34 protein-coding genes and 1 pseudogene are annotated in these 26,784 nt (G+C 38.2%); 22 read left to right on the top strand and 13 right to left on the bottom strand.

Going from position 1 to position 26,784, the window contains the following annotated elements:
• Positions 1 to 98: 98 nt before the first annotated feature.
• A pseudogene (gene groEL, locus ACFIJ7_RS01960) lies at positions 99 to 302 on the top strand (chaperonin GroEL); the annotation flags it as partial.
• A gap of 1,947 nt (positions 303 to 2,249) precedes the next feature.
• On the opposite strand, the gene ACFIJ7_RS01965 reads toward groEL, so the two are convergent.
• From ACFIJ7_RS01965 to ACFIJ7_RS01980, 4 genes are read right to left on the bottom strand one after another with little or no spacing between them, the layout of a single operon-like run.
• On the bottom strand, positions 2,250 to 2,462 hold the full coding sequence (locus ACFIJ7_RS01965; protein ID WP_273788508.1) for a hypothetical protein: 213 nt from the start codon (positions 2,460 to 2,462) through the stop codon (positions 2,250 to 2,252).
• Entirely contained in the window at positions 2,455 to 2,667 is a 213-nt protein-coding gene (locus ACFIJ7_RS01970; RefSeq protein WP_273788509.1) for a hypothetical protein, read from the bottom strand. The genes ACFIJ7_RS01965 and ACFIJ7_RS01970 overlap by 8 nt, the downstream gene beginning before the upstream one ends.
• Complete coding sequence (locus ACFIJ7_RS01975; protein WP_273788536.1) at positions 2,591 to 2,827, bottom strand: hypothetical protein; 237 nt, start codon at positions 2,825 to 2,827, stop codon at positions 2,591 to 2,593. Before ACFIJ7_RS01975 ends, ACFIJ7_RS01970 begins: the two co-directional genes overlap by 77 nt.
• Positions 2,824 to 3,486, bottom strand: a complete 663-nt coding sequence (locus ACFIJ7_RS01980) for a lysozyme (RefSeq protein WP_375644486.1) — start codon at positions 3,484 to 3,486, stop codon at positions 2,824 to 2,826. Before ACFIJ7_RS01980 ends, ACFIJ7_RS01975 begins: the two co-directional genes overlap by 4 nt.
• Positions 3,487 to 3,673: 187 nt before the next feature.
• On the opposite strand from ACFIJ7_RS01980, the gene ACFIJ7_RS01985 reads away from it, so the two are divergent.
• Positions 3,674 to 3,853: a hypothetical protein gene (locus tag ACFIJ7_RS01985; RefSeq protein WP_375644487.1), complete on the top strand. Its 180-nt coding sequence runs from the start codon at positions 3,674 to 3,676 to the stop codon at positions 3,851 to 3,853.
• Positions 3,850 to 3,990 (top strand): hypothetical protein, encoded by a 141-nt coding sequence (locus tag ACFIJ7_RS01990; RefSeq protein ID WP_375644488.1) that lies wholly within the window; start codon positions 3,850 to 3,852, stop codon positions 3,988 to 3,990. Before ACFIJ7_RS01985 ends, ACFIJ7_RS01990 begins: the two co-directional genes overlap by 4 nt.
• Before the next feature lie 348 nt (positions 3,991 to 4,338).
• Here the strand turns inward: ACFIJ7_RS01990 and ACFIJ7_RS01995 are convergent, their stop codons facing one another.
• Together ACFIJ7_RS01995 and ACFIJ7_RS02000 are read right to left on the bottom strand one after the other, a co-directional pair.
• Positions 4,339 to 5,268 carry a YopJ/AvrA family T3SS effector serine/threonine acetyltransferase gene (locus tag ACFIJ7_RS01995; protein WP_026500412.1) on the bottom strand — a complete coding sequence of 310 codons (930 nt, stop codon included), beginning with the start codon at positions 5,266 to 5,268 and terminating at the stop codon, positions 4,339 to 4,341.
• A 387-nt stretch (positions 5,269 to 5,655) separates the two neighbouring features.
• On the bottom strand, positions 5,656 to 6,576 hold the full coding sequence (locus ACFIJ7_RS02000) for a YopJ/AvrA family T3SS effector serine/threonine acetyltransferase (protein ID WP_375644489.1): 921 nt from the start codon (positions 6,574 to 6,576) through the stop codon (positions 5,656 to 5,658).
• A gap of 689 nt (positions 6,577 to 7,265) precedes the next feature.
• Here ACFIJ7_RS02000 and ACFIJ7_RS02005 point away from each other — a divergent pair.
• Positions 7,266 to 7,517, top strand: coding sequence for a hypothetical protein (locus tag ACFIJ7_RS02005; RefSeq protein ID WP_375635576.1), 252 nt, complete (start codon positions 7,266 to 7,268; stop codon positions 7,515 to 7,517).
• 12 nt (positions 7,518 to 7,529) lie between these two features.
• Positions 7,530 to 7,811, top strand: a complete 282-nt coding sequence (locus tag ACFIJ7_RS02010) for a hypothetical protein (RefSeq protein WP_375635577.1) — start codon at positions 7,530 to 7,532, stop codon at positions 7,809 to 7,811.
• Positions 7,812 to 8,075: 264 nt separating this feature from the next.
• Here ACFIJ7_RS02010 and ACFIJ7_RS02015 read toward each other — a convergent pair whose 3' ends face one another.
• Positions 8,076 to 8,645 carry a hypothetical protein gene (locus tag ACFIJ7_RS02015; protein ID WP_375635578.1) on the bottom strand — a complete coding sequence of 190 codons (570 nt, stop codon included), beginning with the start codon at positions 8,643 to 8,645 and terminating at the stop codon, positions 8,076 to 8,078.
• Positions 8,646 to 10,858: 2,213 nt separating this feature from the next.
• On the opposite strand from ACFIJ7_RS02015, the gene ACFIJ7_RS02020 reads away from it, so the two are divergent.
• From ACFIJ7_RS02020 to ACFIJ7_RS02070, 11 genes are all read left to right on the top strand, one after another.
• Positions 10,859 to 11,362 carry a hypothetical protein gene (locus ACFIJ7_RS02020; RefSeq protein WP_375644490.1) on the top strand — a complete coding sequence of 168 codons (504 nt, stop codon included), beginning with the start codon at positions 10,859 to 10,861 and terminating at the stop codon, positions 11,360 to 11,362.
• Between the two features lie 174 nt (positions 11,363 to 11,536).
• Positions 11,537 to 11,929, top strand: a complete 393-nt coding sequence (locus ACFIJ7_RS02025) for a hypothetical protein (protein WP_375644491.1) — start codon at positions 11,537 to 11,539, stop codon at positions 11,927 to 11,929.
• Between the two features lie 48 nt (positions 11,930 to 11,977).
• Positions 11,978 to 12,565 (top strand): hypothetical protein, encoded by a 588-nt coding sequence (locus ACFIJ7_RS02030; protein ID WP_375644492.1) that lies wholly within the window; start codon positions 11,978 to 11,980, stop codon positions 12,563 to 12,565.
• 198 nt (positions 12,566 to 12,763) lie between these two features.
• On the top strand, positions 12,764 to 13,096 hold the full coding sequence (locus tag ACFIJ7_RS02035; RefSeq protein WP_375644493.1) for a hypothetical protein: 333 nt from the start codon (positions 12,764 to 12,766) through the stop codon (positions 13,094 to 13,096).
• Positions 13,097 to 13,882: 786 nt separating this feature from the next.
• The gene (locus ACFIJ7_RS02040) at positions 13,883 to 14,227 is read left to right on the top strand and encodes a hypothetical protein (RefSeq protein ID WP_375644494.1); all 345 of its coding nucleotides are present in this window, start codon (positions 13,883 to 13,885) and stop codon (positions 14,225 to 14,227) included.
• Positions 14,228 to 14,505: 278 nt separating this feature from the next.
• Positions 14,506 to 14,862, top strand: coding sequence for a hypothetical protein (locus tag ACFIJ7_RS02045; protein ID WP_375644495.1), 357 nt, complete (start codon positions 14,506 to 14,508; stop codon positions 14,860 to 14,862).
• A gap of 227 nt (positions 14,863 to 15,089) precedes the next feature.
• A complete protein-coding gene (locus ACFIJ7_RS02050) occupies positions 15,090 to 15,437 on the top strand; it encodes a hypothetical protein (RefSeq protein WP_375644496.1) in 348 nt (115 codons plus the stop codon).
• 12 nt (positions 15,438 to 15,449) lie between these two features.
• A complete protein-coding gene (locus tag ACFIJ7_RS02055; protein ID WP_375644497.1) occupies positions 15,450 to 16,601 on the top strand; it encodes a DUF6990 domain-containing protein in 1,152 nt (383 codons plus the stop codon).
• An 88-nt stretch (positions 16,602 to 16,689) separates the two neighbouring features.
• The gene (locus tag ACFIJ7_RS02060; protein ID WP_375644498.1) at positions 16,690 to 17,064 is read left to right on the top strand and encodes a hypothetical protein; all 375 of its coding nucleotides are present in this window, start codon (positions 16,690 to 16,692) and stop codon (positions 17,062 to 17,064) included.
• 10 nt (positions 17,065 to 17,074) lie between these two features.
• Positions 17,075 to 17,644, top strand: coding sequence for a hypothetical protein (locus ACFIJ7_RS02065; protein ID WP_375644499.1), 570 nt, complete (start codon positions 17,075 to 17,077; stop codon positions 17,642 to 17,644).
• A gap of 46 nt (positions 17,645 to 17,690) precedes the next feature.
• Entirely contained in the window at positions 17,691 to 17,867 is a 177-nt protein-coding gene (locus ACFIJ7_RS02070) for a hypothetical protein (protein ID WP_375628829.1), read from the top strand.
• A gap of 34 nt (positions 17,868 to 17,901) precedes the next feature.
• Here the strand turns inward: ACFIJ7_RS02070 and ACFIJ7_RS02075 are convergent, their stop codons facing one another.
• From ACFIJ7_RS02075 to ACFIJ7_RS02090, 4 genes are all read right to left on the bottom strand, one after another.
• Complete coding sequence (locus ACFIJ7_RS02075) at positions 17,902 to 18,186, bottom strand: hypothetical protein (protein ID WP_375644500.1); 285 nt, start codon at positions 18,184 to 18,186, stop codon at positions 17,902 to 17,904.
• 1,060 nt (positions 18,187 to 19,246) lie between these two features.
• On the bottom strand, positions 19,247 to 19,525 hold the full coding sequence (locus ACFIJ7_RS02080) for a hypothetical protein (RefSeq protein ID WP_375644501.1): 279 nt from the start codon (positions 19,523 to 19,525) through the stop codon (positions 19,247 to 19,249).
• Between the two features lie 9 nt (positions 19,526 to 19,534).
• Positions 19,535 to 20,050 carry a short-chain dehydrogenase gene (locus tag ACFIJ7_RS02085; protein WP_375644502.1) on the bottom strand — a complete coding sequence of 172 codons (516 nt, stop codon included), beginning with the start codon at positions 20,048 to 20,050 and terminating at the stop codon, positions 19,535 to 19,537.
• A gap of 18 nt (positions 20,051 to 20,068) precedes the next feature.
• Entirely contained in the window at positions 20,069 to 20,632 is a 564-nt protein-coding gene (locus ACFIJ7_RS02090) for an NADPH-dependent FMN reductase (protein WP_375644503.1), read from the bottom strand.
• A 661-nt stretch (positions 20,633 to 21,293) separates the two neighbouring features.
• On the opposite strand from ACFIJ7_RS02090, the gene ACFIJ7_RS02095 reads away from it, so the two are divergent.
• The 6 genes from ACFIJ7_RS02095 (at position 21,294) to ACFIJ7_RS02120 (ending at position 25,320) form a co-directional block, all read left to right on the top strand.
• Complete coding sequence (locus tag ACFIJ7_RS02095; protein ID WP_375635592.1) at positions 21,294 to 21,524, top strand: hypothetical protein; 231 nt, start codon at positions 21,294 to 21,296, stop codon at positions 21,522 to 21,524.
• 59 nt (positions 21,525 to 21,583) lie between these two features.
• The gene (locus ACFIJ7_RS02100) at positions 21,584 to 22,141 is read left to right on the top strand and encodes a hypothetical protein (protein ID WP_375644504.1); all 558 of its coding nucleotides are present in this window, start codon (positions 21,584 to 21,586) and stop codon (positions 22,139 to 22,141) included.
• A 59-nt stretch (positions 22,142 to 22,200) separates the two neighbouring features.
• The gene (locus tag ACFIJ7_RS02105) at positions 22,201 to 22,359 is read left to right on the top strand and encodes a hypothetical protein (RefSeq protein WP_375644505.1); all 159 of its coding nucleotides are present in this window, start codon (positions 22,201 to 22,203) and stop codon (positions 22,357 to 22,359) included.
• 737 nt (positions 22,360 to 23,096) lie between these two features.
• Positions 23,097 to 23,282, top strand: a complete 186-nt coding sequence (locus tag ACFIJ7_RS02110) for a hypothetical protein (RefSeq protein ID WP_375644506.1) — start codon at positions 23,097 to 23,099, stop codon at positions 23,280 to 23,282.
• 486 nt (positions 23,283 to 23,768) lie between these two features.
• Entirely contained in the window at positions 23,769 to 24,146 is a 378-nt protein-coding gene (locus ACFIJ7_RS02115; RefSeq protein WP_375635595.1) for a hypothetical protein, read from the top strand.
• 10 nt (positions 24,147 to 24,156) lie between these two features.
• Entirely contained in the window at positions 24,157 to 25,320 is a 1,164-nt protein-coding gene (locus ACFIJ7_RS02120) for a DUF6990 domain-containing protein (RefSeq protein ID WP_375644507.1), read from the top strand.
• Positions 25,321 to 25,880: 560 nt separating this feature from the next.
• On the opposite strand, the gene ACFIJ7_RS02125 is transcribed toward ACFIJ7_RS02120, so the two are convergent.
• Complete coding sequence (locus ACFIJ7_RS02125) at positions 25,881 to 26,204, bottom strand: hypothetical protein (RefSeq protein ID WP_375635597.1); 324 nt, start codon at positions 26,202 to 26,204, stop codon at positions 25,881 to 25,883.
• A gap of 397 nt (positions 26,205 to 26,601) precedes the next feature.
• A partial coding sequence (locus ACFIJ7_RS02130; protein WP_375644508.1) for a hypothetical protein occupies positions 26,602 to 26,784 on the bottom strand: 183 nt, incomplete at its 5' end.

The following is a 26,784-nucleotide window of genomic DNA, read 5'->3' on the forward strand; positions in this document are numbered from 1 at the left end:
GAATGGGCGGAATGGATTTCTAAGCTCTTATTCCATAGAAGTAATAAAGAAACGGGCTTTCTGTGCCCGTTTTTTTTAATGCTTTTTCACGTTTTGCAACCGGTGAATTTGGTGATTTGATTACTTTCAAGAATTGTTGATCCAGTGAAAGTTTTTGCGTTCTGCTCTCCAGAATGCGGCTTCAATTGCTAGCCTTCTGATTACAACAGAAGCAATGGTTGCTGAAGTTCCAAAGAAAGATACACCAATGCCTCCAATGCTTAGGTGGCGGAATGGGTGGAATGGGCGGAATGGATTTCTAAGCTCTTATTCCATAGAAGTAATAAAGAAACGGGCTTTCTGTGCCCGTTTTTTTTAAATGCTTTTTCGCTTTTCGTACAGTTCTTCCTTTTATGATAGTGATCTTATAGCATTTTGTTATTTTTCATTGGTTGATGTATCGCCATTGTGAATAGATCTCTCTCTTTATTCATGACTTTTTCTCTTGTATTTATGGGATGTTTTTATTGTGCGGGGATCGTGGTTTTCTTTGAAAATATTTTATTGATAAAAATACAACTTTTTGATTTATAGTCATTTCTTTCTTATACAGTTCTATTTTTTCATTTTAAGTTTATGTATGCACCATTAAAAAATCTTGTGTTTGTACTTTCGTGTTTGCGCTCTAGAAGGGCAAATGGTTTTTATGAACCAACGCAAGAGTTCGTGCCTATTGAAAGTTGAAGAGAGAAAGTTGGACAGAGCATGTTAGGTCTTGTTTGTTTTTTTATGAATAAGATGCTGGTGTTTAAGATTTTGTATGAAAACAAAATTTAAGGTTTGCTCTGTTAAAGGGCTTTTGTATACTGGGACAAGCATATCTCTGTTTGGTTAATCTCTGCAATAGAAAGACAGCCTCATTGAGGAAGAATGTAAAGGCATATAATCACTCGTCTTGTCATCATCTTTTTGCTTTACGGCTTTTAAAGGTATTTATAGTAATATCTTATTAAATAATGAAGATGATGCCTCAAACTTTTGTTGCTTGCGTATCTTTTTGGATGCAATCCCTCACGTAAAGCAGAAAAGCCGCAAATATATTTGTCTCCAAATATACATTTTTGCATATTGACGTGTTTTTTAAGAGACATCTCGCTCGTCACACCGATTTTCGTGAATGGCATAAGGGCAAAGTTCTCATGAAGTGCATAAAACTATAGGGCACGATCATCTTTACGCTTAATAAAAGAATACGCGAACGTTATCATACATGTTTTCAGCTCTCAATGTTATGACAAGCCATTAGTCCGTGAGACGGTGAGGCATGCCTTGCTTGTATAGTTTTGACCCATACACTGTAATGTGCAAGCGACATGGTTTGGATTGTTTCAAAAGAAACAGGTTTGGAAATGAGAGAATCCCACGATATACAGGGTTTTAATTCAAGTTGAAGAGTGCTTAATGATAGTTATAAATCAATGTGATGTGGTTTTACGGTTTTCAAGAGCATTGCATTCTTGCAAATAACGATAATCATGTGTTGCTTCACATTTTTTAATGGGTTTTAATGGAGCAACGCTTTTATTTATAATAATAATTCATTGTTTTGTATGTTGAATAAGAGATTTTTATTGCGGTGGATTTTTTCATTTCAATTCTCTCTTATGTTGAAACAATCTCAATCATTTTCTTATACCTCACAAGTGGAGGGAGCTAGGGTAAAATACTTAAAGAAAATAAAAATGCCTCTCATGAATATTCTCAAATAGTCAGTTTTTTATAAACAGAGTTTTTATAAACGGGGGTTTTTATAAATATTGGGGATTGGTAATGCGTAGGGTGGTGTCTGATTGCTCTTTTTTTTAAGTGTAAAGAAAGGGGATTTTAGGCAAGTTAATGCTTTTTGCGTTGTTTACTTATGCAATTATTAAAAAAATATCTCTAAATATTTTTAAATTTTTTCGCGATGGTATCTTTCCAATGAGATTTGTGAAGAGTATAAAATCTTTTGAGGATCAATAGGTTATTAAAAAAATGTGCGTTGGTATGATCATTTTCTTATGTTAGCAAAGTTGTTGACTTACGCGTTTGTTAAAAATCTCTCTTCATGCCCCTAAATTCATTTCATGAAAGCGTTGGTGAAGAGTGTGTAAAAATTTTCTATGAGACGTGAAAAATCACCAATAAAATCTCCGTGTTTTCAAAAAATAACGAATGGCTTTTTATATTTTTAAAAAAAGATTTAACACGTCTCATGTTTTTTATTTATTTTAGAGCTGAATATTCGATTTTTGTGTAAAAATATTTGCCAATGCATCCACGATACGTGAAAAATCAAGCGCTAATAAGAAAATGATGAATATAATCCACTTCGTATAGCGTGACATTATTTTTACACTTTTATAAGTCGTGATGATTTCTTGTAGGATTTCTTTTTCCTTTTCTGTAAGCTCTGTTTGTTTTTCTGTTTTTTTTCTAGCCATGTTTCCACCCGCACAAGCCTTCCCCTTGTTTGTTATGCTTTAAAATATCTCTTGCGAGATTTGAGCTGATGATATTAAGATCTTTTTTGTCTAAATAAATGGGCATCCAACCAACGCAAGAAAAAGGCTCATTTATTGTTTTTATCGCGCAACCAGTGAGTAAGAGCAGCGCGTACATCAGGATCACTTTTTTGATTAATTTCATTTTCCACCTCTAGCCGTGTTGTTGATGACTTTAGTGTTTTTTCTATTTGCTTTTGTTGTTCAATCTTTTTTCCAAGAGTGAAAACTTTTGCTAAAGCGATAAAAAAAGCGGTCAGAGCCGCTCCTGTTATCATCAGATTTTTTTTCATCCACCACATTATAAGCGCTGCTCCCGAAACCGTTTTGCCACAAAGAAGATGCCAGCACAGGCGGCTAAAACCATAATGGTTGCCAATGCCCATTGGATGGGACCATTGCCTGCCAATAAGCCTCCAAGTCCAGAAAAAGAACCAATAATCGGTGTAAGCGCTTCTGCTTTGAAAAATCCCATTGGTGCTTGCGTTTCTACGGTTTGGTAGTTAGGAGAAACATAAGCACCTTTTGCCCATAGTCCTGCTTCGGCTGCACGACGGTGCACTAAACCGTGAAGACGTTTTCCTCCTGCTTTGGTCCACTTTTGTAATTCAGCAGGGACGGCTTCATATTCGCCGTTATTGAGTTTTTTGAGCAGGGTCGAATTACAAAAAGCCGAAGCTCCTATATTATAGCAAAACGATACGAGCGCGGCGAATTGTTCATCCGTTAAGGAAACCGTCACATTTGTTTCAACAGTATTTTCAAATTGTCTTAAATCTTGAGAAAGAACTTCTTCTGCTTGTTTTTCAGTAATGATCATGCCCTTGTGAACGAACGGTTCGCCAGCAGCGCTGGTATGTCCATAGCCAATTGTCCATACCCCGATGGCATCTTTATAGGCGTTCAAACGCAATCCTTCCCATTGTTTAATGAGTGCAAGCCCTGCTGATGATATTTTTCTCATTTGCTTCTCCATAAAATAAAGCCTCACGTTAACGTGAGGCTGGTCGACATATTAAAAATGAAATTTTTCACTCTTCAAAAACAGAAGAGACGTTAAACTTCAATGAAATCAAAAGGTTAGTTGTAGCATCTTAAGGGATGGGATAATAGTTGGCCAAGTGGGATAATGGTTTGGCTGGTGTTTTCCGTTGAGAGATGTTGTTGGTTTTGAGACTTGGTGCTGGTTTGTTGATAGGGTCTTATTGGTGCCGGTTTTGTTGGTGCTGGTGAGGTTGGCGATTGTGTTGATGTACGCAATGGCATTACGGCGGCATTACGGTTGTGTTAGCGGTGGCATGAGAGGTGTGGTTGGAGGGGGTGCACAATGATTTGTGTTAGCATTGGTGTTGGTGATTGCGGTTGTTTTGGCAGGGGTTGTGAGGGGGAGAGATGGGGAGAGCGGATGGTGTTGATTGTGAGGGATAAGAGAGCGGCTGTTTGCGGTTGTTTTGGCAAGTGGTACTGATGTGGAGGCGCTTGAGATAAAAGCGGACAACTCTTAGAAAAAAGCTACAGGAGGAGGCGGGTGCTTTTATTTAACATCTAAAATCATAAAATATTCTATGCATTCAGCCTTCTGTCTATTCAAATATGGATCATTGTTAAGAAGAGCTTTGGAATTTTGATACAATTTCAAAATTGACTGATTTTGATAGAACAGTTCTGTTTTGCCTTTTGTCTTTAAGAGGTCACGTTGCTTGTTGTTTACATCTTTAACTGCTTACAAACGGAAAAGAAGATTTGCTAACAGCAAGCTATACCTCACTGTCAAGCAGCAGAGCCTCGTTCTTTATGGGTATGGAAAAAACCTCAATTACATCATCAAAGATTTGTATTCAGTGAGCCTTTTTTGGTGGGAGGAAACGGAAACAGTTTTTCCTTCTGTTGTTCTTAAGTTTTTTTCAAATCTCTCTCTCAGAGTTTCACCTTTTTTGTTTACTGTTTCATGTTCAGCATCCGGATTGGTTTTTAAATATTGTTCTAGACGTTTTCTTCCTTGCGCATGTTTGTATAAACTGATGGGAAGATAGGAATCTAACTTTTCAGCAGATAAAGATGAATTGGGTTCACATAATACACCCTTAACATTATCTTTGTGCAATCTTGCTAATTTATCAGATTCAAGATGAAGCTTTTTGGCGAGGCTTAAGCTGAACATCCCACATTCAGAAGAGCTTCGCTGAATATCCATTTCTGCCGTGGTAAAAGAATAAGGAGGCAGTTGAAGACATTGAAGGGTTTGATTTATTTTTATCCCTAGTTTGCAAGCAGTGATATTCTGAAATGTTGTAGGTTCAAGCATAATCAAAGAGATTTTGTCATCAACTTTTTGATAATCAAGGACTGCAAAGTGGATTTTGCTTCCCGAATTTACTATAAATCGAGCAGATTTTGCGTCGCTCTCAACCACTTCCTTTAGTGCGTGCGAAAACTCTTCTGCTGTAAGAGCCAATTTGAGATTCATTTCTGGATATTTGCTGTTTGCTTTTTCTACGAGAGCCGGCATCAATCTAATATCTATATTTTCATAGTAAGAGTTAATCCAACGGCCGGTGACGAGATCATCCTCTAAGTCTGTAATAATAGCTTTCAACTTTTCCTGACTCAAGGTGCTCTCTTCTTTTTGAGGAGCGTTGAGTTGTTCTAAACGGGCAATAAGGCTTTCTAAGGATTCATTTTCGATGTTACTTTCTGCTATTTGTGAGGCATGAGCGGCAGTATCTTTTGAATCTTGTGGCTTCATAATATGAACCTCCGTGGTTATAATTGGGAGGCAATATTATTTTCTTATATTTTGACCAAATAATGTTTTGAAAAAGAACCTTTATCTCTTGAAGATTAAGGAAAAAATCATTTTTCGGCTGCTTTATAAGAAAGTGCGGGCAGGTCTTTTCAAAACTTGCGTGTTTTATGTTTGTTCAAAGTCTTAAAATACGGGCTTTAAAATGGGCTGCTTTTAATAGAATACTATTGTTTTGCTTTTTGTTTGAAGAGGTAATTGCTCACTTTTTGCATTGTTACTTCTTTCAAAGGGAAAAGAAGATTGGCTGACAGCAATTTATGCTTAATCGTAAAGCCGTAAAGCTTCATTCTTTGTGGATGTGGAATACGGATATGGCTAAAACACTCATTACATCATCAGAGATTTGTATTCCGTCGCTCTTTTTCTATGTTGTGAAACAGAAACAGTTTTTCCTTCTGCTGAACTTAAGCTTCTTTCAAATCTCTCGGTTAGAGTTTCGCCTTTTTTGTTTACTTCTTCATGTGCTGCTTGTGGATTGGCTTTTAGATATTCCCCAAGACGTCTTCTCCCTTGTGTGTGTTTATAAAAAGTGGTTGGAAGATATGTATCTAACTTTTCAGCAGATAAAGGCGTATCTGGTTCACATAACACACCCTTAATATTATCTTTGTGCAGTCGTTCTAATTTTTGAGCTTCGGAATAAAGCTTTTTGGCGAGGCTTAAGCTGAACATTCCACATTCAGAGGAACTGCGTTGAATGTCCATTTCTGCCATGGCAAAAGAACAATTAGACAATTCATGCGCTTTAATGGCCAGTTGTGTCCTTAATGCTAGCACCGCTGATCTCATATTGTTAAGTGTTGTAGGTTCAAAAAATATCACGGACGTTTTGTCATCGATGGTTTGATGATCAATCACTGAAAAATGAATTCCTCTATCCTTTGTGTGAATGATAAATCTAGAAGATTGAATGCCGTTTTCGATGGCTTCTTTTAGTGCAAGGGCAAAGTCGTGAGATGATGCTACCAATTGAAGACGCATTTCAGGATATTTACGATTTGCTTGTTCTACCAAGGCTGGCATCAGTGTAAGATCTATGCTTGCATAATCAGCTGTGAACCAACGGCCAGTTGAGATGTCATCTTCTAAACGGGCAATGATATTTTTTAATTCCTCATGACTGAATGGGATATTTCTTTCTTTTTCGCTGCTGGGTTGTTCTGAATGTGCAGCAAGATTGTCTAATGATGCATTTGCCATTCCTAGTGTTTGTGAGGAATGAGGGAGAGAAGAATCTTGTGGCTTCATGATATTAGCCTCCATATTAATAATCAATGGACGGCATTATTTTCTTCAATTTTGGCTAAACAATGTTTTGAAAGAGAGCCTTTGCATTTTGAAAGATGAGGCGATGAGAGCATATTGTTGCCGTTTTCATATTATTATTCGTATATTGCTCATCATTTCTGAGATGTATTGCATCGATATTTTTATTGGGGTATTTTGTTAGAGCGTTTTATTGGGAGCCCTTATTGGATACTGCTTGTTTTGAAAATCTCAAAATTATAGGGCTGTTGGTGATGCAAATTGGATGATGCAGAAGAAAAACAGTCAGAGAAAGACGAAAGACACCTTCAAACAGGAGACTTCTGAAGATTGTCGCGAAACACACTGTTTGATAACAGTCTATAATAACTCAAACATCTGATGATGAAATCTGGGCACAAAAAACCCGTTACCGCACCTGTCATTAAATACGATTTTTCATATTCTGTCAACAGCAAAACGATTATTTTTTCCTTTTTTATTGTGGCAAAAAATCTACAGAAAAAAGCTCATTCATTAGCTATGCAGCAAAATATGTTGTTTTAATGGGAAAGTTTTTGATGCGGCAAAAAACATTTTCTCCTTTGAGAAAGGAGGGGGCAAGATGAAGGGAGAGGAGAGAATTGTGGTTTTGAAATCCGTGGTATTTTATTAATGGAATTAGGAAGGCGGTGGTTGGCAGGTGTTGCGGGGGTAAAGCGGTAGGTGTTGGCGATTGGGGCTGTGCTGTCTGTCATATTAGCGGTGGCGTGATGAGTGGATGGTTACCGGTACAGTTGTTGATGAGGGAGGAGATTGTTGGTGGGGGTTTTTTCTTTCGTTTAAGGGATGATGCTTTTAATTTTGTAAAAAAATCAATGGGGTGTCTTAATGATGAGCTATTGATTTATAATGATGTTTTAGTCGTTATTGATCTTGAATGAGAAATCCAGATTATGCTGCAGTCAAAGCCATGTCTCTTGTTCGTCATAAGATCAGGAAAGCCGTATAGAATTGTACAAGAAAAGACGCACAATGACTATAATGAATTGTCTCAAGAGCTAAGGGGATATCGCGATATTGGGGGAAAAGTGGATGATGAGGGTTGTTTGTTACAATGGGAGGTGATGGGGAGGGGAGGTGATGGGGAGAGTGTTGCCGTTTGGAGAGGGGACAATATTTATCTTGCCTATGTCGTGAAATATGCTGTGAATTATTGTCCTTTGAGGCATGGGTAGATATATAGTTGAGGTATGGTGATAAGTCTCTTTGACAGGTTGAAGCGTTTTTTAAAGGGCGTGGTGGATATTTTAAAGCTTGTTTGTTGCGTGCTTTAAGCTCGTCAATCCCATGAATTTCTATGAAAGGCAAGTCCAGTGGATTTCAAGTGTAATTTGCCAAGAAGGATTGTCTCTTTACAACGGAGCTGGTTACAAAGAGGCATGTTACAAAGGGGGTTTTGGAATCTTTATCCTGTGAGGGAGAGGAAACGATGGGTGTTTTTAGCCAATGCTCTTTTTGCTAGAATAGTCAAGATGTTTATAAAGGGCATCAAGAATAATACGCAACGAACCAACAAGAGTAGGCAGCGGTTGATCTTCTATAACAAGATATTGTAATGCTGCATGAAAGTTGTGTTGACGATGCAAATATTGTGCTTCTTTAATCGCTTCTTGCATATCTTCATAGTGTTTCGTCGCTCTTTGAACCCATTGCTTTTTTGTTGTCTCATCTGATGCGCTGTGCGTAAAACCATCGTAATAGCCATTTGGTAAGCCTTTTGCACATAAATAGTCGTTTCTGATTTGCAAGTATCGTTGCGCCGTATCATATTGCTCTTTACTGATGCCTGATGAATCCCCTTTATAGCCAAGCAAACAAAGACGCCCAATATAGGTCCCGACAAGCGGATTTTTCGCTTCTTCGAGGCTTAAACCAAAGTGTTTTGCACGCATTTCAATCGCAGATTGAAGCGCAGATTCGCTGGGGCTTTGGGCACGTGAAATACGGCCATTGGGCTCTCTGAGTTCGCCTGTTATTCTCGGTCTACCGCGTTTTTTACGTATTTTCATGAACTTAACCATTTAAATGAAAAATAAACTGTCTGTTGATGGGGGACAGTGATGTAAAAAGCACTTTGAGCAAATACTGGGGGGGGGGAGCAAATACTGGGTGGGCAAATACTGGGGGAATATGAGCTGTTGCAGATCAAAGGAGAAACGGATACTAAAGGCGTCTTTCAGCACAAAGAACAGCAACGGGGTGGGGCGAAAAAATCATCTTTAAGGTGTTTCTTGCCATTTTTATCTTACCCCTATCAGTCTTATTTCTCGCCCCTATCATGCTTATTTTTTCATGGATAGTGGCTTATTTGCTTTCTAAAGATTTCTCAACTGCTCTGGAACAGTTGAAAAGAAACTTTTGTCACATGTGAATAAAAAAACAAGAATGATGTTTTATGGGTATGGCGTCGTCTTTCTAATAGGAAGTCTTTTCTAATAGGATTATTGCCTTCTTTCTCATGAGCGCTTTGTGGAAACTTTTCAGTTTCACCTTTGAAAAGTCATTGTTTTTATTATTCGTGGATTTTTATCATCCGTTGAGCTTTGTTTTTGGGAGGCATATTGGGTTTTCTTATTGGGCGCTGTACCAAGATGTCTGATGTAGATTAAGCTGTGAAACATATCTTTATCCTTTATAGAGGATTTTATCTTTTTTTTGAGCGGCACAGAGCTTAAAAAAACAAACTTTTCAATGTGCTTATAATAGCATAAGATCCTTATCTTTTCAAATAAAATATGGTTCATTAGTTCAAAATAACAAAATAAACTGTGGAGGATCAAGCGATTTAGAGTTATCGTTTATGGAGGATATTTTTGTTTTTGCTGTTTTAATGGATTTCATCATAAAAAGGGAGGTGGTCACTTAAAATGGTTAAATGACGGGATGCAATATCCAAAGAAGCTTTATAAGTGGCAGGTAGCTTGATAAAAGAGGCGTTTATTAAGAGATGCTTTTATAAAGGTGGGGGCTATGAGGTGTAAGACATTTCTTTTTTAATTTTAAAATAGGGGCTTTTTGAATCAAGAAATTTTAAAATGAGAATTGAAAAATTGCAAAGCTGCTGTGGGCGCATTTTAGATAATCGGTTGTTTGGTTTGGTTTGTGGGGCGTGCTTATTGCTTCACGCTTTTGTTTATCGCGTTCTTGTTTCTCATATTCTGGGGGCACATCTCTTACGTCATACACAATGCCTCAAACGGAATATACTTATTGCGGCATATTCACGCGCTTGTTTTTAAGAGACATCTTTTACATGTGCTCGAGCCCATTTCACGACGGTGGCTCAAGAAGGGTATCATGGTAAAGCTTTCATGATAATATAACTTTATTGAATATCATCATTTTTAGGCTTCATAAAAGCGTAAGCTGGTATCATCGCATACTTTGCCAATCCCAATATGTATTTACAAGCTCTTGGCATTTGAGACGGTTTATAAGAGGCATTTTCATTGTACAATTTCACTCCGCATGGCTCCTCCACTTTTTACGTACAAGCAAATAAATTTGATTGATTCAACAGGGGATAGATTTGAAATGAGAGAATCTTATAGCATTTAGGATGTGTTGATGATCAAGATACAAAGTGCTTGTGAAAATGTTTTTTATCTTGTTATGCCATAAAATACTGTCATTTGAGGCGGGGATGGGAAGGCTTATGAGGCATTACAACATTTGACGCATTAAGTGTTAAAAATTAGGTGCCAATGTTAAGGAAGGACTTTTGTTAAGGAAGGAAGTTGTCCGTAGAGCGCTTTATGCAAGTGGAGCCCATAAAGTGCTCAGCAGGTAGAGTGCACTTAAGAGCAATGGGATTGTTTACAAACTGAGGTGGGTTTTAAAATCTTTATTCTTTGAGGCGAGCAAGGAATATCATCATCCTTTGTTTCATATATACTCGGCTTCATTTAAGCGGTGAAAACACTGTCGTTTATGGTGGGTATGTCAGTTTTCCACATGGGATGTTTTTTAGATTAAATATTTGTTGGATTTTTGTAAAACGGTGTCCTTTAGGGTTTATGTGATCGATAAAGGGAGGAAAAGGGGAATTTTGGCTTGTAAGCGCGTCATGTATAAGCGCGTATAGGGACTAAGTGAATAAAATATTTAGAGGGTATTATAGTGCTTGCTTTACTCTGAGAAGAGTGCTAAGCGAATTCACCGCCCTGGTGGCGTGCTATCAAATATTGAAGAGTGGGAATTTTAGAAGTGGGGGAGTATCCGTATGATCGAAGATAAATCACAACACCAATCTGCCCATAAGGGAGATAAGGCTTTTGTATCGCAGCCAGTGTTGGATCAATCGGCAACTTTCAAAAAATGGATGGCTCTCTCAACAGGCGATTATATCATCATTTGTTGTTTGGCTATCCTTTTGTTGGTGCTTTTTGTCGCAACTGTTTATATGGATCCTCTGGATTTTTTTCACATTATGTCCAAAGAACAGTTCAAAGCACTGGGACAAATGAAACAAGAAGATTTTCAAGAAATGAGTCAGAGTTTTATAAAGATTCCTGCGATCGAATTTCTTCGTAACTTCGGGTGGAATGGTGTTTGGGCTTTTTTATGTCTCTTACCGCAAATAATTTTTGGTTTTCTTTTCGTGTTGTTTCCGCTCTTTTCTATTTTTAACGCCGTATTTAAACGGGATGCGAAGGAAATGATGAAGCTGCGGGAAACCTTGCCAGAGCAGCAACAGCTAGACAACCAATCTCTCAACAAAATATGATAGGGGGGAAAAGTGATCACTTCTATAATGCCTCTTTTAATAACTACATTATTGATCTCCTTAGGGATAGTTATCGTTATGTATTCTGCGTGGAGCATGATACTCTTTTCTACCGTGAAGATCATCTTGGCCATTTATTATTCTTTGATAAAACGGGCAGTATTGTTATGTAAGATGCGAAGAAAATTAAAAAAGGGTGCAGCACAGAATTTGAGGCATAATCAGGTAGAGGGCAGAGGACAGAATACAGTTCTTGCAACACAGTTCAGTGTTTTTTCTTTTCAAGAATCTTTGCTTCTCTCAAAAAAAGATTATAAAATAATCTCTTGGATGGCTTTCATTCCGACTGCGCTTTTCATATGGGCTACGCTTTTTTTGTCCTTTATTGCACGATATGCGACTGTTTCACACAATGATCCGTTGTTTTTTTTGTTATTGATTGTTGCGTTGCCGCTTTTGTTTATTTTGGTCTGTAGTGCCCTCACTTTGCCTGTCATTTTAATTCTCCATAGTTTCCTTCATTATGGCGTGAAAAAAACAGCAAAGAGATTAGAAACATTTGTTTGAGAAGAGAATGAAAATGATAATTTCACATCAATACGATAGGGGAAAAAAGTGGGCAGCATCATAGAATATTTGGCTTTTTTAGGGGGCATCATTATTGCCATTTTAATGGTTGTGGTTATGATCAGGATTCCTTATCTGTTGATCAAACATATGAAGTTGTCTTTTAAACTCGCTCAAGACGTGAAAAAGAGTACGACGCAACAAAAGCAAGCCATACAACAATTGCGCAACGATCTGGGAGAAATGAAAAGACGCAATCTCGCGCTTGAGACACTTGATGCGAAAATACGCTTTCTTAACTTTAAAGAATCTCTGCCTCTTTATTCAAAAGAATGTAAAATAATTCTTTTTATTTGTATCCTCTTTACCATTTTGCAATTTGCTTTCTTTATCGTACATTTGGTATGGTGGAAGAGTGATATGGCCAGCTTTATGATACCGCGGTTTTCAATAGGTCGCATTATTTATGGTCTTTTATGTTTTGGACTTCTTCTCTTTTCTCCGATCATTGGGATGATGTGCATAAAATTAACGAGAAAATTGAACAAAACACTTCAACAATTGGAAGAAGCAATAGAACAACGCGATCAGGCAATGCGTATGCAGAATGTGGAAGGGGGACAAAATGACGAGTAGTCTTATAACATTAATAGCCTATTATTCCCTGTTTTTTACGCTCTTAAGTGTTTTAATATGGGCACCGGTCGTTGTCATTTATTACCTGTTTATCAAGCGTGCGAGGCTGTATTGTCGTGTGAAAAAGGAACTGAAATGCGTGCTGAATGAACGCGATATTGCCTTAAAACAGATCTCCCAAAAATAAAAAACAGCAGAATGTTTGATAAAAAACAGCTTTCTCTTGTTTGGCAAGACTATAAAAAAATATTCTATATTTCTACGATCATAGTGATAGCTCCAATAGTTATAACTGCTATCGTTAAGCTATGGAGGGGAAAGGGCTTTATTTCTTTTGTCGTATTCAAGCCACTGGTATGGATGCTTGCCTGCGCTTTTTTATTCTTACCGATTGTTTTTATTATGCGCTTTATTGTAACCCGTCAGTTGAAGAAAATGGTGCGGCAATTGGAAGAAGAGGTTGAGCAGAAAAAAGTTCCAGTCATCCTATACGATGTGAATGAGGGGAAAGTGAGCGAGGGAAAAAAGTGAAGAGAGGCTTTTGTTGCCATAAGCCTTGCTTTTGACTTTTTCATTAAGGTGCATGGGGTGTGCTTCTCGTTTTATGCTTTTTTATATTTGTGTCGTGTTTTTGAGAAAAATTGAGGCTCTTGTTTGAGCGGAGCTTTTGTTTGAGTGGTGCTCTTGCTTGAGTTGGTGCTTTTGCTTGAGTGCTGGGGGGAAAGTGAAGAGGGGCTGCTCTTGGACTTTACTTGCTGTTTCTGTTCTCTTAAAGAGAGAAAATCTTGTAATTTATTTTCTTTTTATCAAGCATAAAAATGTGTCTTACCAAGCGATATTGAGAGCGAAAAATCTATACTTAAAGCAAAAGATATTCTGGTGTTTGGGAAAAAAAGCCCATTTTTTTGCAGGTGGAGAGGTAAGACGCATAGAGAAGGTGAGCCAAAAGCTTAAGTTTTTTATTAAGACGTTTTGCTCCATAGAAAGTGTAACAGTGCTTTTAAAGAGCTTGGGGTAGAGGGGGGAAATTGAAAGAAAAGAGGGACATCTATTTATTTACGAGACCGTGAAGGACAGTTTCTCTCTCTGGATGAAAAAGGTTTTGTGCAATTTGATTATGGAATTGTGGGAGGTGCTGGTATACATGCTGCAGCTTGCCAAATAATTAATCCTTATTATTTTGGGGCTTTGCCAGATTTATAACTGGACTTTGAAGCAAAGGGGTGGATTTTAAGGCAAAGGGATTGAAAATTTTTGAGGAAAAGGTAAGCGCCCAGTGATTACACCGTGTGCTTGAGGAAGCTTTAGATAAGGGCGATGGGAGCTGTTGATCTTGGCAGTGTGCTTGGCTTTCAAAATGGGGGCATCGCCTTGGAAAAAGGAAATAATGATATCTCTCAAGGGACTTCTTCTTTGCTGTGCACCCTTGGGGCTTTGGTATTGAGGGCTGATGTTAAAATTTTACACTCTTCTCACAAAAGCTTTATGGAAGATGAAAGTTTGGGCTTTGAAAAAAATATCAAAAAAGTCCATTTGGGCGGCTTTTTTGGTGGTTCAAATCGTCATAAAGACAAAGCAATTTCGTTACGATTTTCTTGCACCAGTTTGCTTCTTTTTTGGAAAGAAGCTTATCTTCCTGAAAATAAAAAGAGCAGTGATTAGAATTTTAGAGCCTCAGACCCAAATTTGTGCAATAGAAGAAGATATTCTTATGAAAGTTTAATCGACGAGAAAAGAGAAGCCTTAGGACTACAGGGGATACACTGTCGTGATGAAAACATGATGTTTGAAGGTGATGGAAAAAAATGCAACCCTGATATTGTTTTCATAAAAGATGAGGGATACAAGCGCTTGATATTGATGAACCCTCATTCATTGTGAGGACGAAAGCTTCGGTTCATGAAAATGGCTTAAAAATTGAGACAAATGAGGGATAAAAAATGAGGGGCAATGGAAAAAATGCAATATTGGATGAAGAACCACGGTCGTTTTCGCTTGAAGAAGCGTTTCTGACACGCAAAAATTATAAAGTCATCTTTTGTATTGCTTTCATTATTAGCGCTTTTAAAGTGGCACTCTTTATATTTTTTGAGTGGGATTTGACAGAGTGGTGGAATTATATCCTGTTCATTTTAACATTAATATTGGTTTTTATATCAGTGCTTCTTTTTGTGTTTATTCCTGTTGCCTTTGTGGTCCGTATCATTTTTACGCGTTTGTTGAAAAAAAAGATCGATAAGTTGGATCAAGCAATTTGGCAGCGAAGAAAAACCGCTTCTCAACAAAACAGTGCATGAAGGGAGGGCAGAAAATGAATACTGGCCTTTATATATTCTCATGCGTTGTAGGAGCACTTCTATTCGTGCGATGTTTGAGGTTGATGGAAAAAATGCAACCCTGATATTGTTTTCATAAAAGATGAAGGATACAAGCGCTTGATATTGATGAACCCTCATTCATTGTGAGGACGAAAGCTTCGGTTCATGAAAATGGCTTAAAAATTGAGACAAATGAGGGATAAAAAATGAGGGGCAATGGAAAAAATGCAATATTGGATGAAGAACCACGGTCGTTTTCGCTTGAAGAAGCGTTTTTGACAAGCAAAAATTATAAAGTCATCTTTTGTATTGCTTTCATTGTGGTAACTTTGAGAATGGTTCTCTTCGTACTAATGTGGAGTGAGTGGAAAGGGAATGTCATAGCAGCTCTCTTTTCTATTGGGGAGTTTATATTAGATTTAACTTTTGTGCTCATTCCTGTTGCCTTTGTGGTCCGTATCATCTTTACGCGTTTGTTGAAAAAAAAGATCGATAAGTTGGAGCAAACAATCTGGAAGCGGGTAGCTGCTACGTATCGACAAAAAAGTGAATAAGGGGTGGGGAAAATGATAGATATTAAAATGATAGATATTATTGTTATATTCTCGTGGGGTGCGGGCTTGACGCTTTTCACGCTGCTTTCTGCTGTAGTCATGATGTTTATTTGGGCATTGTATTATTCTACTTTCAAGCGGGTGAGACTGTATTGCCAAGTGACAAAAGAATTAAGACGCGTGCTTGAACAACCTATCGCTTTTGAGCCGTCCAGTGGGGAAATACCGATGATTAAGCCGTTATCTGAAGAAAAAGAGTTTTCTCTTTCTGATGAGGAAATCTTAACGATGGAAAGTGCAACGGCGCTTTTAAAGAGTTTGGGATGGAGGGTGGAAATTGAAGGAAAAGGAGATCATTTGGCCACCTATTATTTACCAGATCGTGAAGTGCAGTTTCTTTATAATGCTGAGAAGGGGTATCCGCAATTTGATCGTGCAATTGTGGTGGGCTCTGGTATCCATGCGGCGGCTTGCCAAACGATAGACCCTTATAATTCTGGAGGCTTGATTGCTCTTGACTTGAGTTTTGATGTGAAGGGGTTGGAAATTTTTGAAGAAAAGGTAAGCGCCAAGCGTTTACGTCGTGCACTCGAGAAAGCTTTAGAAAAGGCAATGACTGAGGTTGATCTTGGCAAGATGCTTCACTCTCAATATCGCATTCTTCCTTGGGAAAACAAAATTGTAGTTCCTCAATTGACTCCTTATTCGCTGCGCTATCTTGCAGCTCTGGCTTTGATGGGCGATGTTGAAACCTTACACGCTTATCACAAAAGCTTTCTGGAAGGTGAGAGACTGGGCTTTGAAACAAGCATCGAAGAGGAGCATCTGGAACGCGCGATGATAATCGCTAAGGCGGTAGAAAAAACAAAGCAATCCAGTTACGATTTACTTAAACATGCGGCAAAGGATTTTTCCATGGAGGTGGAGAGCTATGAATATTTTAGAGCCACAGATCCCAGTTTGTGCAATAGAAGAAGAGATTCTTATGAAAAATTGATCGAGGAAAAAAGAGAAGAATTAAGACAACAGGGATATTTCGTTTACGAAAAGGACGCGATTTGTAAGGTTGATGGAAAAAACTATCGTCCCGATATTCTTTACATAAAGGATGGGGAGTTAGAATATATGGATGTAGAAATTAGGATTGATGAAAAAATTTATTGAGAAAAATAAAGAGTTTAGATAAATTAAAAAGAGCTTAAACCTAAAAATAATGCGTAAAACACGCGAAGTGTAAAAGCAGAGGGGAACAATGCAGGAGAAAAAAGCAACATTTGAAGTGTCTTTCTTTTTATTCAAAAAATTTACGGTGTCTTCAGTGGAAAGGCGTAAAGGGGTGGGGAGTTGTGAAATAATAGGGCGCTGCTTTTTCACTATGTTTTGCACATGTCTTATCATGATGGCTTTAGAAGTTCCTGCTGGTGCAAAATCTCTGGTACAGCCGTTGCAATGGATAAAATGGGAAGGAATTGGTTATCTTATTTTTCTCTTACCGGTGTTGATTTGGTTTTGTCTTCTCACTCCTCTTCCGATCCTTTGGGGGGTTGATCGTTTTAAAGAGCGCAGATTGGAAAAAATAAAGAAAAAACTAAAAGAAAAAATAAAGCAGCAAGAGATTAATCAATGAGACTATAGCTATGCAGGGTGAGATCGCGCTTTTTATTTTGTTTCTGCCGTTTGGATATTTTCTTCTAAATGCAGTTACAGTTTTTGCCATTTTCGTGAATATGATTATTGTGGCGCCTTATTATTCTTTAATCAAGCGTTTGAGGCTCTATTACAGAGTGAAAAAACAAAGACGTTTGATGAAAGAACATCCACAGCGTTTTGGTTTCTTTGAAAAAAGCGGAAAAGAGAAAGAGAGAGTGCAGCAAAACTTAGAACTAGAAACACAGATAAGTTCCCATTCGTTAAAAAAATGGCTCGCTTTTTCACGCAAAGATTATATCCTCCACGCATGCCTCTCTTTCATCATTATGTTTTTCAAAGCTTATGTCTATGTGATTTACTGTAAAGGGATAGCTATAGCTGCTGAGATAGATGAGAGCAGATTTGAATATATTGCCATTCTCTCGTTTTTCTGGTTTTTTTTATCTGTATCTATTTTTGCAACGATCCCTGTTATTGTGATCCTTCGTGAAATTTTAACTTCTCGGTTGAAAAAGAAAATTCAGCAATTGGAAGAAGTGATTGAAGCAACCCAATAAATCAATTTATACCACACAAATCAATTTATAAAGAGAAGGGGATAAAATGCATTACGAAATGGCGGCAGCTTGGACGGTGGTTTTGATCATTCTGCTGGGGGGTGTTTTTGATTTTTTCTTAACAATACCCATTGTGGCACTGTATATTTCTTTTATAAAGCGTTTGATATCGTATTACAAGGTTACGCGGCAATTAAATGCAGCGCTGAAAAAGCGCATGTAGTGCTCATGTCATGGGGGGAGGTATGAGTTTTAGATCATCCCATTGCTTCACGGCTTGGGAGGAGGGCATGGATTATTTTTCTCATTTTACGCTGATCTCTGTTTGAAAAGGGCTGATGCCAATTAATAGGCTTGTAATAGGCTTCAATGGGGTTGTTTATCGGAGGTTTGCTTGTTTTCTGTGAATTTGCAAAATCGTAAAAACGTGGAACTGTAAAGTCTAGGATGTGTGGTTGGTTAAGGGCCGTGAGGGTTGTGGGGCGGTTGAGGAGAAGAGGGGGGCAATGAAGGCGTAAAGGTTGGATTGTGAAATGCGTCATTGGAATAAGGTCATTGGAATAAGGGAGTTTGGTGAAAAGGGCTGATGCCAATTAATAGGCTGGTGATAGGCTTCAATGGGGTTGTTTATCGGAGGTTTGCTTGTTTTCTGTGAATTTGCAAAATCGTAAAAACGTGGAACTGTAAAGTCTAGGATGTGTGGTTGATTAAGGGCCGTGAGGGTTGTGGGGCGGTTGAGGAGAAGAGGGTACCAATGGAGGCGTAAAGGTTGGATTGTGAAATGCGTCATTGGAATGGGGGAGTTTGGTGAAAAGGGCTGATGCCAATTAATAGGCTTTGGCTGTTTATCGGAAGGTTTCTTTTTTTCTGTGAATTTGCAAAATCGTAAAAACGTGAAACTGTAATGGCTAGGATTTGTGGTTGATCAAGAGCCGTGAGGGTTGTGGGGCGGTTGAGGAGAAGAGGGGGGCAATGAAGGCGTAAAGGTTGGATTGTGAAATGCGTTAAATTTGAGAGAAGGTTTTCGTATCTTTGGTATATCTTGTATATGATCAGTGGGTTTTATTTATAAGGCTTTAAATTTAGCTCAATCCACCACTTGTTTTTTGAGTTTAATGGCTTGAAAGTTGACGGTTTTTTATTTTACGTTTTCTTATTTGCTGTCGTAAAAATGAATTTAAAGCAGGTGTGCGTGCTAATTGTGTTTTCTTATCGGTTTTTTTTCGGTTTATTGCGATACTTTTTTATTATGCTTAGCATTGAGGGTGCTTTTTGTATGCTGGCTGTAAGGGTGTCTAATTTTCATTCGGTTCTGATATGGTGTTTGTTATAATATATCATCCCATGACGTCATAAAATTCTGTTTTGATATAAGCTTTCTTGGTACGTTTAAGTGTTGTTTTAAGGAGCGCGTTGAAATTTCTTTAAAAAAGCTTGTCGAGTATGAGTATTACGGGAAGACTATGAGCGGGAAATCAACTCGAACCTGCTAAAATTTGAACTGTTGAAAGAGAAGTTTTTTGTGGGAACCTTACGTCCCGTAGAAATCGTTGTTCTTTGAGGTGTGGGAAGAAAGGTCAGCTTTAAAATAGACAAAAAATTCTAAACACAATTTGCTGTTTTAAGTTTTATGCCATGACGCCTTATAACATAACGCCCCATAAGATTATGCTGTCTAAGTCCCGTGAGAAGGGGATAAGCCCGTGTGAGAAGGGTAAAAACGTTTGGTTTTGGGGCTGTTGATATAAGGATGCTGTTTGAGAGGCGCAGGGAGGGGGATTGTTCGTTCGCAAAGCCTATGATGTAAAGAGTATGGGGGGACTCAAGAGGATGTTCGGGTATGGATAGAGATTGAAGGGGCACGGCTTCTTTGCAAAGCATAGGTATTGATCATAAGTTTTGTTTATTCATATGATTTTTTATGGCTTCCAGTATCTGTTGGCTTATCTCCTGATGAGTCAGCCATCGTGAACCTTTTGGGGTTGTTTTTTGTCCTAATTGAATGGGGATGAAATCAACCTTGTTTTTGCGCGCGCACTCGATGACCATTTGATCATGAGTGTTGGAACCAAAAATATGAAGAATACATGGTGGTGTAGGCAAAAGAGCTAACTGCTCAATTAATGCGCAAGAAAATGCATGGGCAGGCGAATGAATCCATAATATGCAATATTTTAGATCATGCCATTGCTTCACAGCTTCTAAAAATTGTGCCTTTGATGTCGCACAATCATAATCCAACGGCACGCACAACTGTTTGTTGTGCAATGCCTCAAGCTGGACTTTATGAGAAAAAAAGCGTGCAGCAATAATCATTTCTTGCGGCTCGAGTGATTGACACAAAGGGGCAAGCATCCCTGTGCCCCCTACCACTAAATAACGATAGTGCGCACCCTTTTTTTTCATCCCCCCTCCCTTTTTGCTTTAAATCACACTTCGGTGCTTTAAAAATGTACACATTTCATCAGCAAGCCTTTCACAACGTGTTTGTATCTCTTCACTGATAACTTTCCAAGTACGACCGTCATCATCTGAGGAAAAATCTTCGGGGGAAGAGGCGATTTGACATTGGAGTGCATAACCATAAAGCGTGCTCACCACCGGCAATAAATGCTCACACGGTTGTGCGCATTTTTGGGCGGTACTCCCATGAGAGATAAGCCCAACAGGTTTATTTAAAAAGGCATTATAAGCTAAATTATCAAGAGCATTCTTTAAAACACCCGAATAAGACCCTTGATAAACGGGGCTTGCTAGAATAACGCCATCAGCCTCTGCAATGGTTTTTACAAACTGGCGAACCGCAGCACTTGGATTAGCCTCAACCTGCTGATGATAATCTGGATCTGTCATCGGTAAGGGCTGTTCACGCAAATCAACCCAATGAAGTGATGCACCCCGCTTCATGAGGCAATCTGCTAAATAACTGGCTAAAGTTCTTGTTAATGAAGGTTGACGCACAGACCCCAAAATAATTGCTATATTCAATAGGATTCTCCTTTATCTTTTCCAGAAAAGCCTATAACGCAAGGCTTAAAAAGAATTGTGAGTGAAATGACGCGTATCATTATGCTGTTTATAAAGAGCAGTTGTGATGATACCGCATAGTTATAGAATCAGTCCATGCTAACAAGATTGTTGACAAAACAACACCTCAAACTTGAAGAGAATGTTAGTGCTTTCATTAATATTAAAACACTTGATCTCAAAAGTAGCGGCTGTCTTATTGTTTTAAAAGCGTTTTTTATGAATATATTCTTAGCTATTGGCTTGCAAGATTCCCAATGAAAAAAGGAAGATATCGCCATATTTTGATTTATAATGATCATTGATCCTTTTTGATTGGAATAAGAGAGTTGTAAGATTTTCTTATTTCAAATGCTTTTATTGCGCGATCATTTGCGTATCAATGGAAGTTCCTTTTTTCATATCTTAAGTGGGGGGCGGAAAACAATTGAGAAAAGAATAAAAATGCTTCTATTTTTATCAAGTTATAAGGGCTATCGTAGAAGCTAGATATGGCTGTTGTAGGAGCAGGGCAGGCTTTGTCGTAGGGGGAAGCCCCCTTAGGGTAAGGCTATCGTAGAGGCAGCAGCGGGCGGGCGTATGTGAATGGCGCCGGATTACACTTTTTATTGAAACAATGGTGGTGATAGATTTTATCGTAAGGGGATATATTCATGAGGGCGCTATTGTTATTTCCTTCATGGGTGCTGTTCATGAAATGGGGTGGACGCGCGTTGGTTTGGAAGTGTTGAGAGATGCTTCTTTAAAACAAGCACGTGAATTGGCAAAATTGAAGTATTGGCAACATAAATATGCAATACGAGTGTTCTCTGGAGGTGTTCTGTTTGACGACAATGGACGGAATTTTACTTGAGAGATTGTTCGTGTCCTTATAAAAGTCAGGACAAACAGTTGTATAAAAAGGAAGAGCAAATGAAGGGGGAAAATTCCACATTTTATAATAAACTGTGCTCTGTTGTTTTTGGAAAATCATTTCGTTCTTATAAAGATCATATTATCATTTGTCTTATTTCTATCCTTATTGGGATAGGTCATAAAGCTCTTTTGATCCCATTAGAATCCAAGTGGTCGTTGAGTGTATCGCAGGATAGCGCTCTTTTGGCGCTCTTTGTGCTGCGTGAAGTTATCATGGTGTGTGTTGTTGCCTTGATGCCTGTTTTATTGGTGCTTTATCTCATCTTAACGTATTTGTTGAAAAAAAAGATTCAGCAGTTAGAAGAGGCTATCCAGCAACGGGATCACACAACCGATCAACAAAATAATCCGGTAAAAAAGGATAGAGAAAAAATAAGCAGTTTTTTTATCGTATACTTTTGGTTGATATTTCTGCTAGAGGTCTTTTTTCCTGCGGGTGTTGTCATGCTCATTTTAGAATTTTACTATTTTGTTTTCAAGCGCGTGAGAACGTATTGTAGAGTAAAACGGGAATTGAAACGCGTAAGAAAAGAGCGCGACAAGGCGCTTTTGTAGCTATCGTGAGGGGGAAGAGGCAATGTTTGGAAGCTCGTGACACAAGAAGAGGGGATTGGATGGTTGAAGAATCATCAGGCAAAGAGGAGAGCCTATTTTCGTTTGTAATGATGAGGCTGCTCTTCATCATTTGGAAGAGCAACTGCGCTTTTAGAAAGTCTGGGTTTTTTGTTGAAAATAAGGGAAGCGCCATGCATCGCACTTTTAGTGGTTCTTAAAAAAGCGAGCATGAGATAAAGAAATGCATTTTTCATAAAAAAAGGAAGAGCAATGAAGGGGAAAAATTCAGCATTTTATAATGGACTGCGCCATTTTTTCGAAAAAAGTGTTTTTTCTGTGCGAGAGCATGTTGTCATTTGTTTCCTCTCCCTCATTATTGAGCTATGGAACAGGATTTTCTTTCTTGAGCTGTGGAACAGGATTCTCTCTCTCTCATCCTTGGATAGCAAAGAGTACAGCATTTTCTCTCTTGAGCTGTGGAACAAGATTTTCTTTCTCCTATCCTTGGGTAGCAATGGAGAACGGACAGGGTGGTGGGATACACCTCTTTTTCTCTCTCTGTATGCGTTTTGGAAAGTTATTATAGTGTGTGTTTTGCTCTTGTTCCCAGTTATGTTGATACTCTGCATAACATTGTGGTTTTTGTTGAGAAAAAATATTCGGAAATTGAAAGAAATAAACCAGCAACGGGGTAAAATAACCTGTCAAAAGGATCGGTATAAAAAAGGCGATAGAGAAAAAAGGAGTGATATTTTTGTCATGATATTTGTTTTCGTGCTTATGTGCGTGACATTGGGGGTTGCTTTTGTTCCCATGATGATTTTGGAACTTTATTATGGTGTCTTTAAGCAGGTGAGAACGTATCGCTGTTTAAGAAAAGAACTGAAAAACGTCTTGCAAGAACAGGATACAGCGTTTGAGAAGTCATGAGAGGGAAAAAAATAATGAAGGAATTATGAGAGATTCAACATTTATAGGGATTGCTCTCTATACCATTTTGCCTCTGATGTTTTTTGGTGCTCTTTCATGGGTTGTCCGTAAACATTGCTTTAAAGGAGCAGTGTTGAGGATGGCATTGAGGGGAAGAAAAGCCGATTATGGACCATTGTTGATTAAAGGGAATGAGAGCCGTGGGGTTTAGAGCCTAGAGTGAGCGTTTGGGACTTACTTCATCGTTTGAAATGTGAGGAAGGGAACGGTTTTTCTAGCAGGTGATCGCGGTATATGGGGTGTTTTCGTATTTTTAGGTGCCTTGTTCATTCAAGCTTTGAAATGAATCCTATTGAAGTGGGGATGCAGGGTCATTTTCTTGAAAATAGGGGAATTTGTTTGAAAAAAAGCTGAATTGTGACTATCGGTTACAGATTGGCGCGGTTTGAAAATCTTCACTGTTTGAGGTGTGAGGAAGGTAAGGGGGTAGTGTGGTACCACGAATATTATTATTTTTATTATGACGCAAACCATAATGGTCTGTGTACTTTTCTTAATTCCAGTGATATTTGGGTTTTGCATCATCATAATGCGTAAATTGGAAAAAAAGATCTAGAAACGAGAAGAGGCAATCTCTGTGTGATAGCAAATAAGCTCTCTGTCGCACGGGTCTTTTCAAAGAGTGAGAGGGGAATACATGAAGGAGCAAAATTGGGCATCAGAGCAAGAAACGCATAAAAGAGCGCATTCTTTTTCGCTCCAGCAAGCGTTGCTTTCAGCAAAGGATTATAAAATTATCTTTGCTATTGCTGTTATCATTATCATCTGGAGAATGGTTCTAGAAATACCAGATGTATTAAATTGGCAGCTGACAGGGTGGCAATATGTTGTGCATGCCGTTCTCTTTAAAACAACGCTCGTCATAACGGTCTGTGTCATTATTTTTATTCCGGTTATGTTACGGCTTCGCACTAAAGTGACGGGTGACTTGTACAAAAATATTCAGAAACTAGAAGAAGCAATCTCTGTAGGAGAGCACATAAGCTCTCTGTCGCACGGGCTTTGTAAAGACTGAGAGGGGAAAAATGAACAGTGATCCTATAGCCGTATTTCTATTAGATCCCGAGTTCTGGGTATTTATTGTTATTTGCATGATCATTATCATGCTTGTTTTAGCTCTTTATACCTCTGTCTTCAAACGGATGAAAATGAATTTCCAAGTGAAAGGCGAGCTGGAAAGAGTGCTTAAAGAAAATGATCTTGCAACGCAGCAGTTTTGGAAAGATGAAGCCGTGGTGCAGGAGAGGCGTTTGCAACTAAAGGAAAAAGAGTTCTCTGCCGATTATGATGATGATGAAATTCTCACGATAGAAAGTGCAACAGGGCTTTTAAAAAGCTTGGGATGGTCGGTGGAAATCGAGGGAAAAGGAGATCATTTGGCAACTCTCTTTTTACCAGATCGTGAAGTGCAGTTTCTCTATAACGAGAAACGAGTGGAAGAATTTTCGCCCTTTGATCGCGGACTTTTAATTATGAGCGGTATTTTCGCTGCGGCTTGTCAGACGATTAATCCTCATAATTCTGGGGTTTTGCCAACAGTATTTATGAATTTTGTATCCAATGGATTGGAAATTTTTGAAGAAAAAGTGAGCGCCCAGCTTTTAAAGAAAGCACTCGATAAAACTTTAAAATGGACAATGGAAGATGATTCTTTGCATGAAATGTTTCGCTCTCAATATAGTCTTCCCCCTTGGGAAAAAGACTCTTTATCTTGGGCACCGGATGATGAAGTAGAGTTCGCACCTTATGCTTTGCTGCATCTTGCAGCTCTTGCCTTGTTGGGCGATGTTGAGACTTTAGCTTCTTATGATGAAAGTTTTACGGCAGGGGAAAAGCTTGGCTTTGATGAAACCATTGAAAAAGTCCATTTGGAACGCGCTTTAATGATCGCTCAAGAAGTGAAAAGGGAAGGAAAGTTCAGTTACGATCTTCTGGAACGGGTTGCTGAGAAGTGGTCTATAGCCATGGACTATCAGCTTTTCAGAGTGAGATCCCCTAATACGTGTAATCAAAAACGCGCTTTTCATAAAAAATTAGTCGAGGAGAAAAAACAAGAATTAAGGGAACAAGGATTTGAAGGGGTGAGTGATGAACAGCTCGTGCTTGAAGTAGAGGGGGTAAAATATTCTCCTGATATTATTTATATTAAAGATGGTGAACCTGCATTTATGGATATAAAAATTGATTAGTGTTGTACTCTCCTGTTGAAGAAAAGCACTTTTATTTAAAAGATGTGAAAGCGCTATGATTGAGGCGCTTTACACCTTTCTTACCAGAGCAAAATAAAGTGCTCGAAAAATCAAGAATAATAGCCAAGATTTTAAAAAAATAGACTGAAAATGGCTTGATCCTCAAGAATAGGGGAGAAAAATCGATTATAAATTCTGCTATCTTCTTCAAGACGGTCCTTTTTTTTGTTAGAAAATGCTTATAAATGATCGCTTATTCAAGCGGTATAAGGGGAAGGTCTATTAACTAAAACGCTATGAGGGAAGGTCCATTGACTAAAGTGGTATGAGAAGGGGAGCTTAGGGGGAGAGCCCTCATTATTTGAGATGTGAGACAAGTAAAAAATGTCATTTTTGAAGGCGGTGATATTTAGCCAATAAAAATAAAAACACAACAAAAATTAAATTAAAACATCGGAAAAATTAAACTAAAAAAGGCCCCATTTTAAAAGGGCCTTTTTATTTAAATTTTACAATATACACAAAATGTATATAACCTTATTTTAAGAAATTTTTGTATCTTATACTCTAGCGGAAACCAATTGTATAAAATATATAATAATTGATCCTAAAAAACCAGCTATTGCATTCAATAAACTTTTTCCTTTTTCGTATATATCGTTTATTGATGCTTGTTCTGATGCGCTTCTATTATTTACTCTCAGTATATTCAATGTATCCGATGTGTCCCTTACTTGTTTAACAAACTGTAAATTTGTTTTTTCAATAGTATAAGGTGCAACAATAGGAGAGGGTTCTTTATTGACTATACGATCAGATTTTTGAATCGCGAGAGCTAAACCGCTTGTAATTGCCCCCGCTATGAAAAAATATCTGATATTCATAGTTTTTTCTCCTATATTTATTTCTATAAATAAATATCGATATGGATCATACATAAATTCGATTTAAATAACTATAGTAAAAATACAACAGTCATAAAAAAGAATAAAGTTTGTCTATATTTTGACAAAATTTACCCTTAATTGCCTTAAAGAATTCTTTCAGATTCTATTTTATGAGGGTGTAAAAAAGTTTGAAAGCTCTGTAGGGAAGTGGAATCCCATAAGATGGGTGATACAATAGTTGCTAGCAAACTTCTTTTTTGTGCTTTTTAGCAAAGATTCATAAAAATGAGGGTTCATAAGAATGAGATGCGATGAAACTTGAGTAAAACCCCTGAGGGGAATGGTGCACTCTTTTGAGGGCTTGGAGTGCATCCTCTACAGTTTGGATGCTGCTTCATGAGGGTGGGCGGCATCCGTTGAGGGGAAGGATGCACTCTTTTGAGGGCTGGAGTGCATCCTCTACAGTTTGGATGCTGCTTTCATGAGGGTTGAGCAGTATCCCGTTGAGGGGAAGGATGCACTCTTTTGAGGGCTGGAGTGCATCCTCTACAGTTTGGATGCTGCTTTCATGAGGGTT

It is taken from the genome of Bartonella sp. MR100HLJHH, from assembly GCF_042194215.1.
GTDB lineage: Bacteria > Pseudomonadota > Alphaproteobacteria > Rhizobiales > Rhizobiaceae > Bartonella > Bartonella grahamii.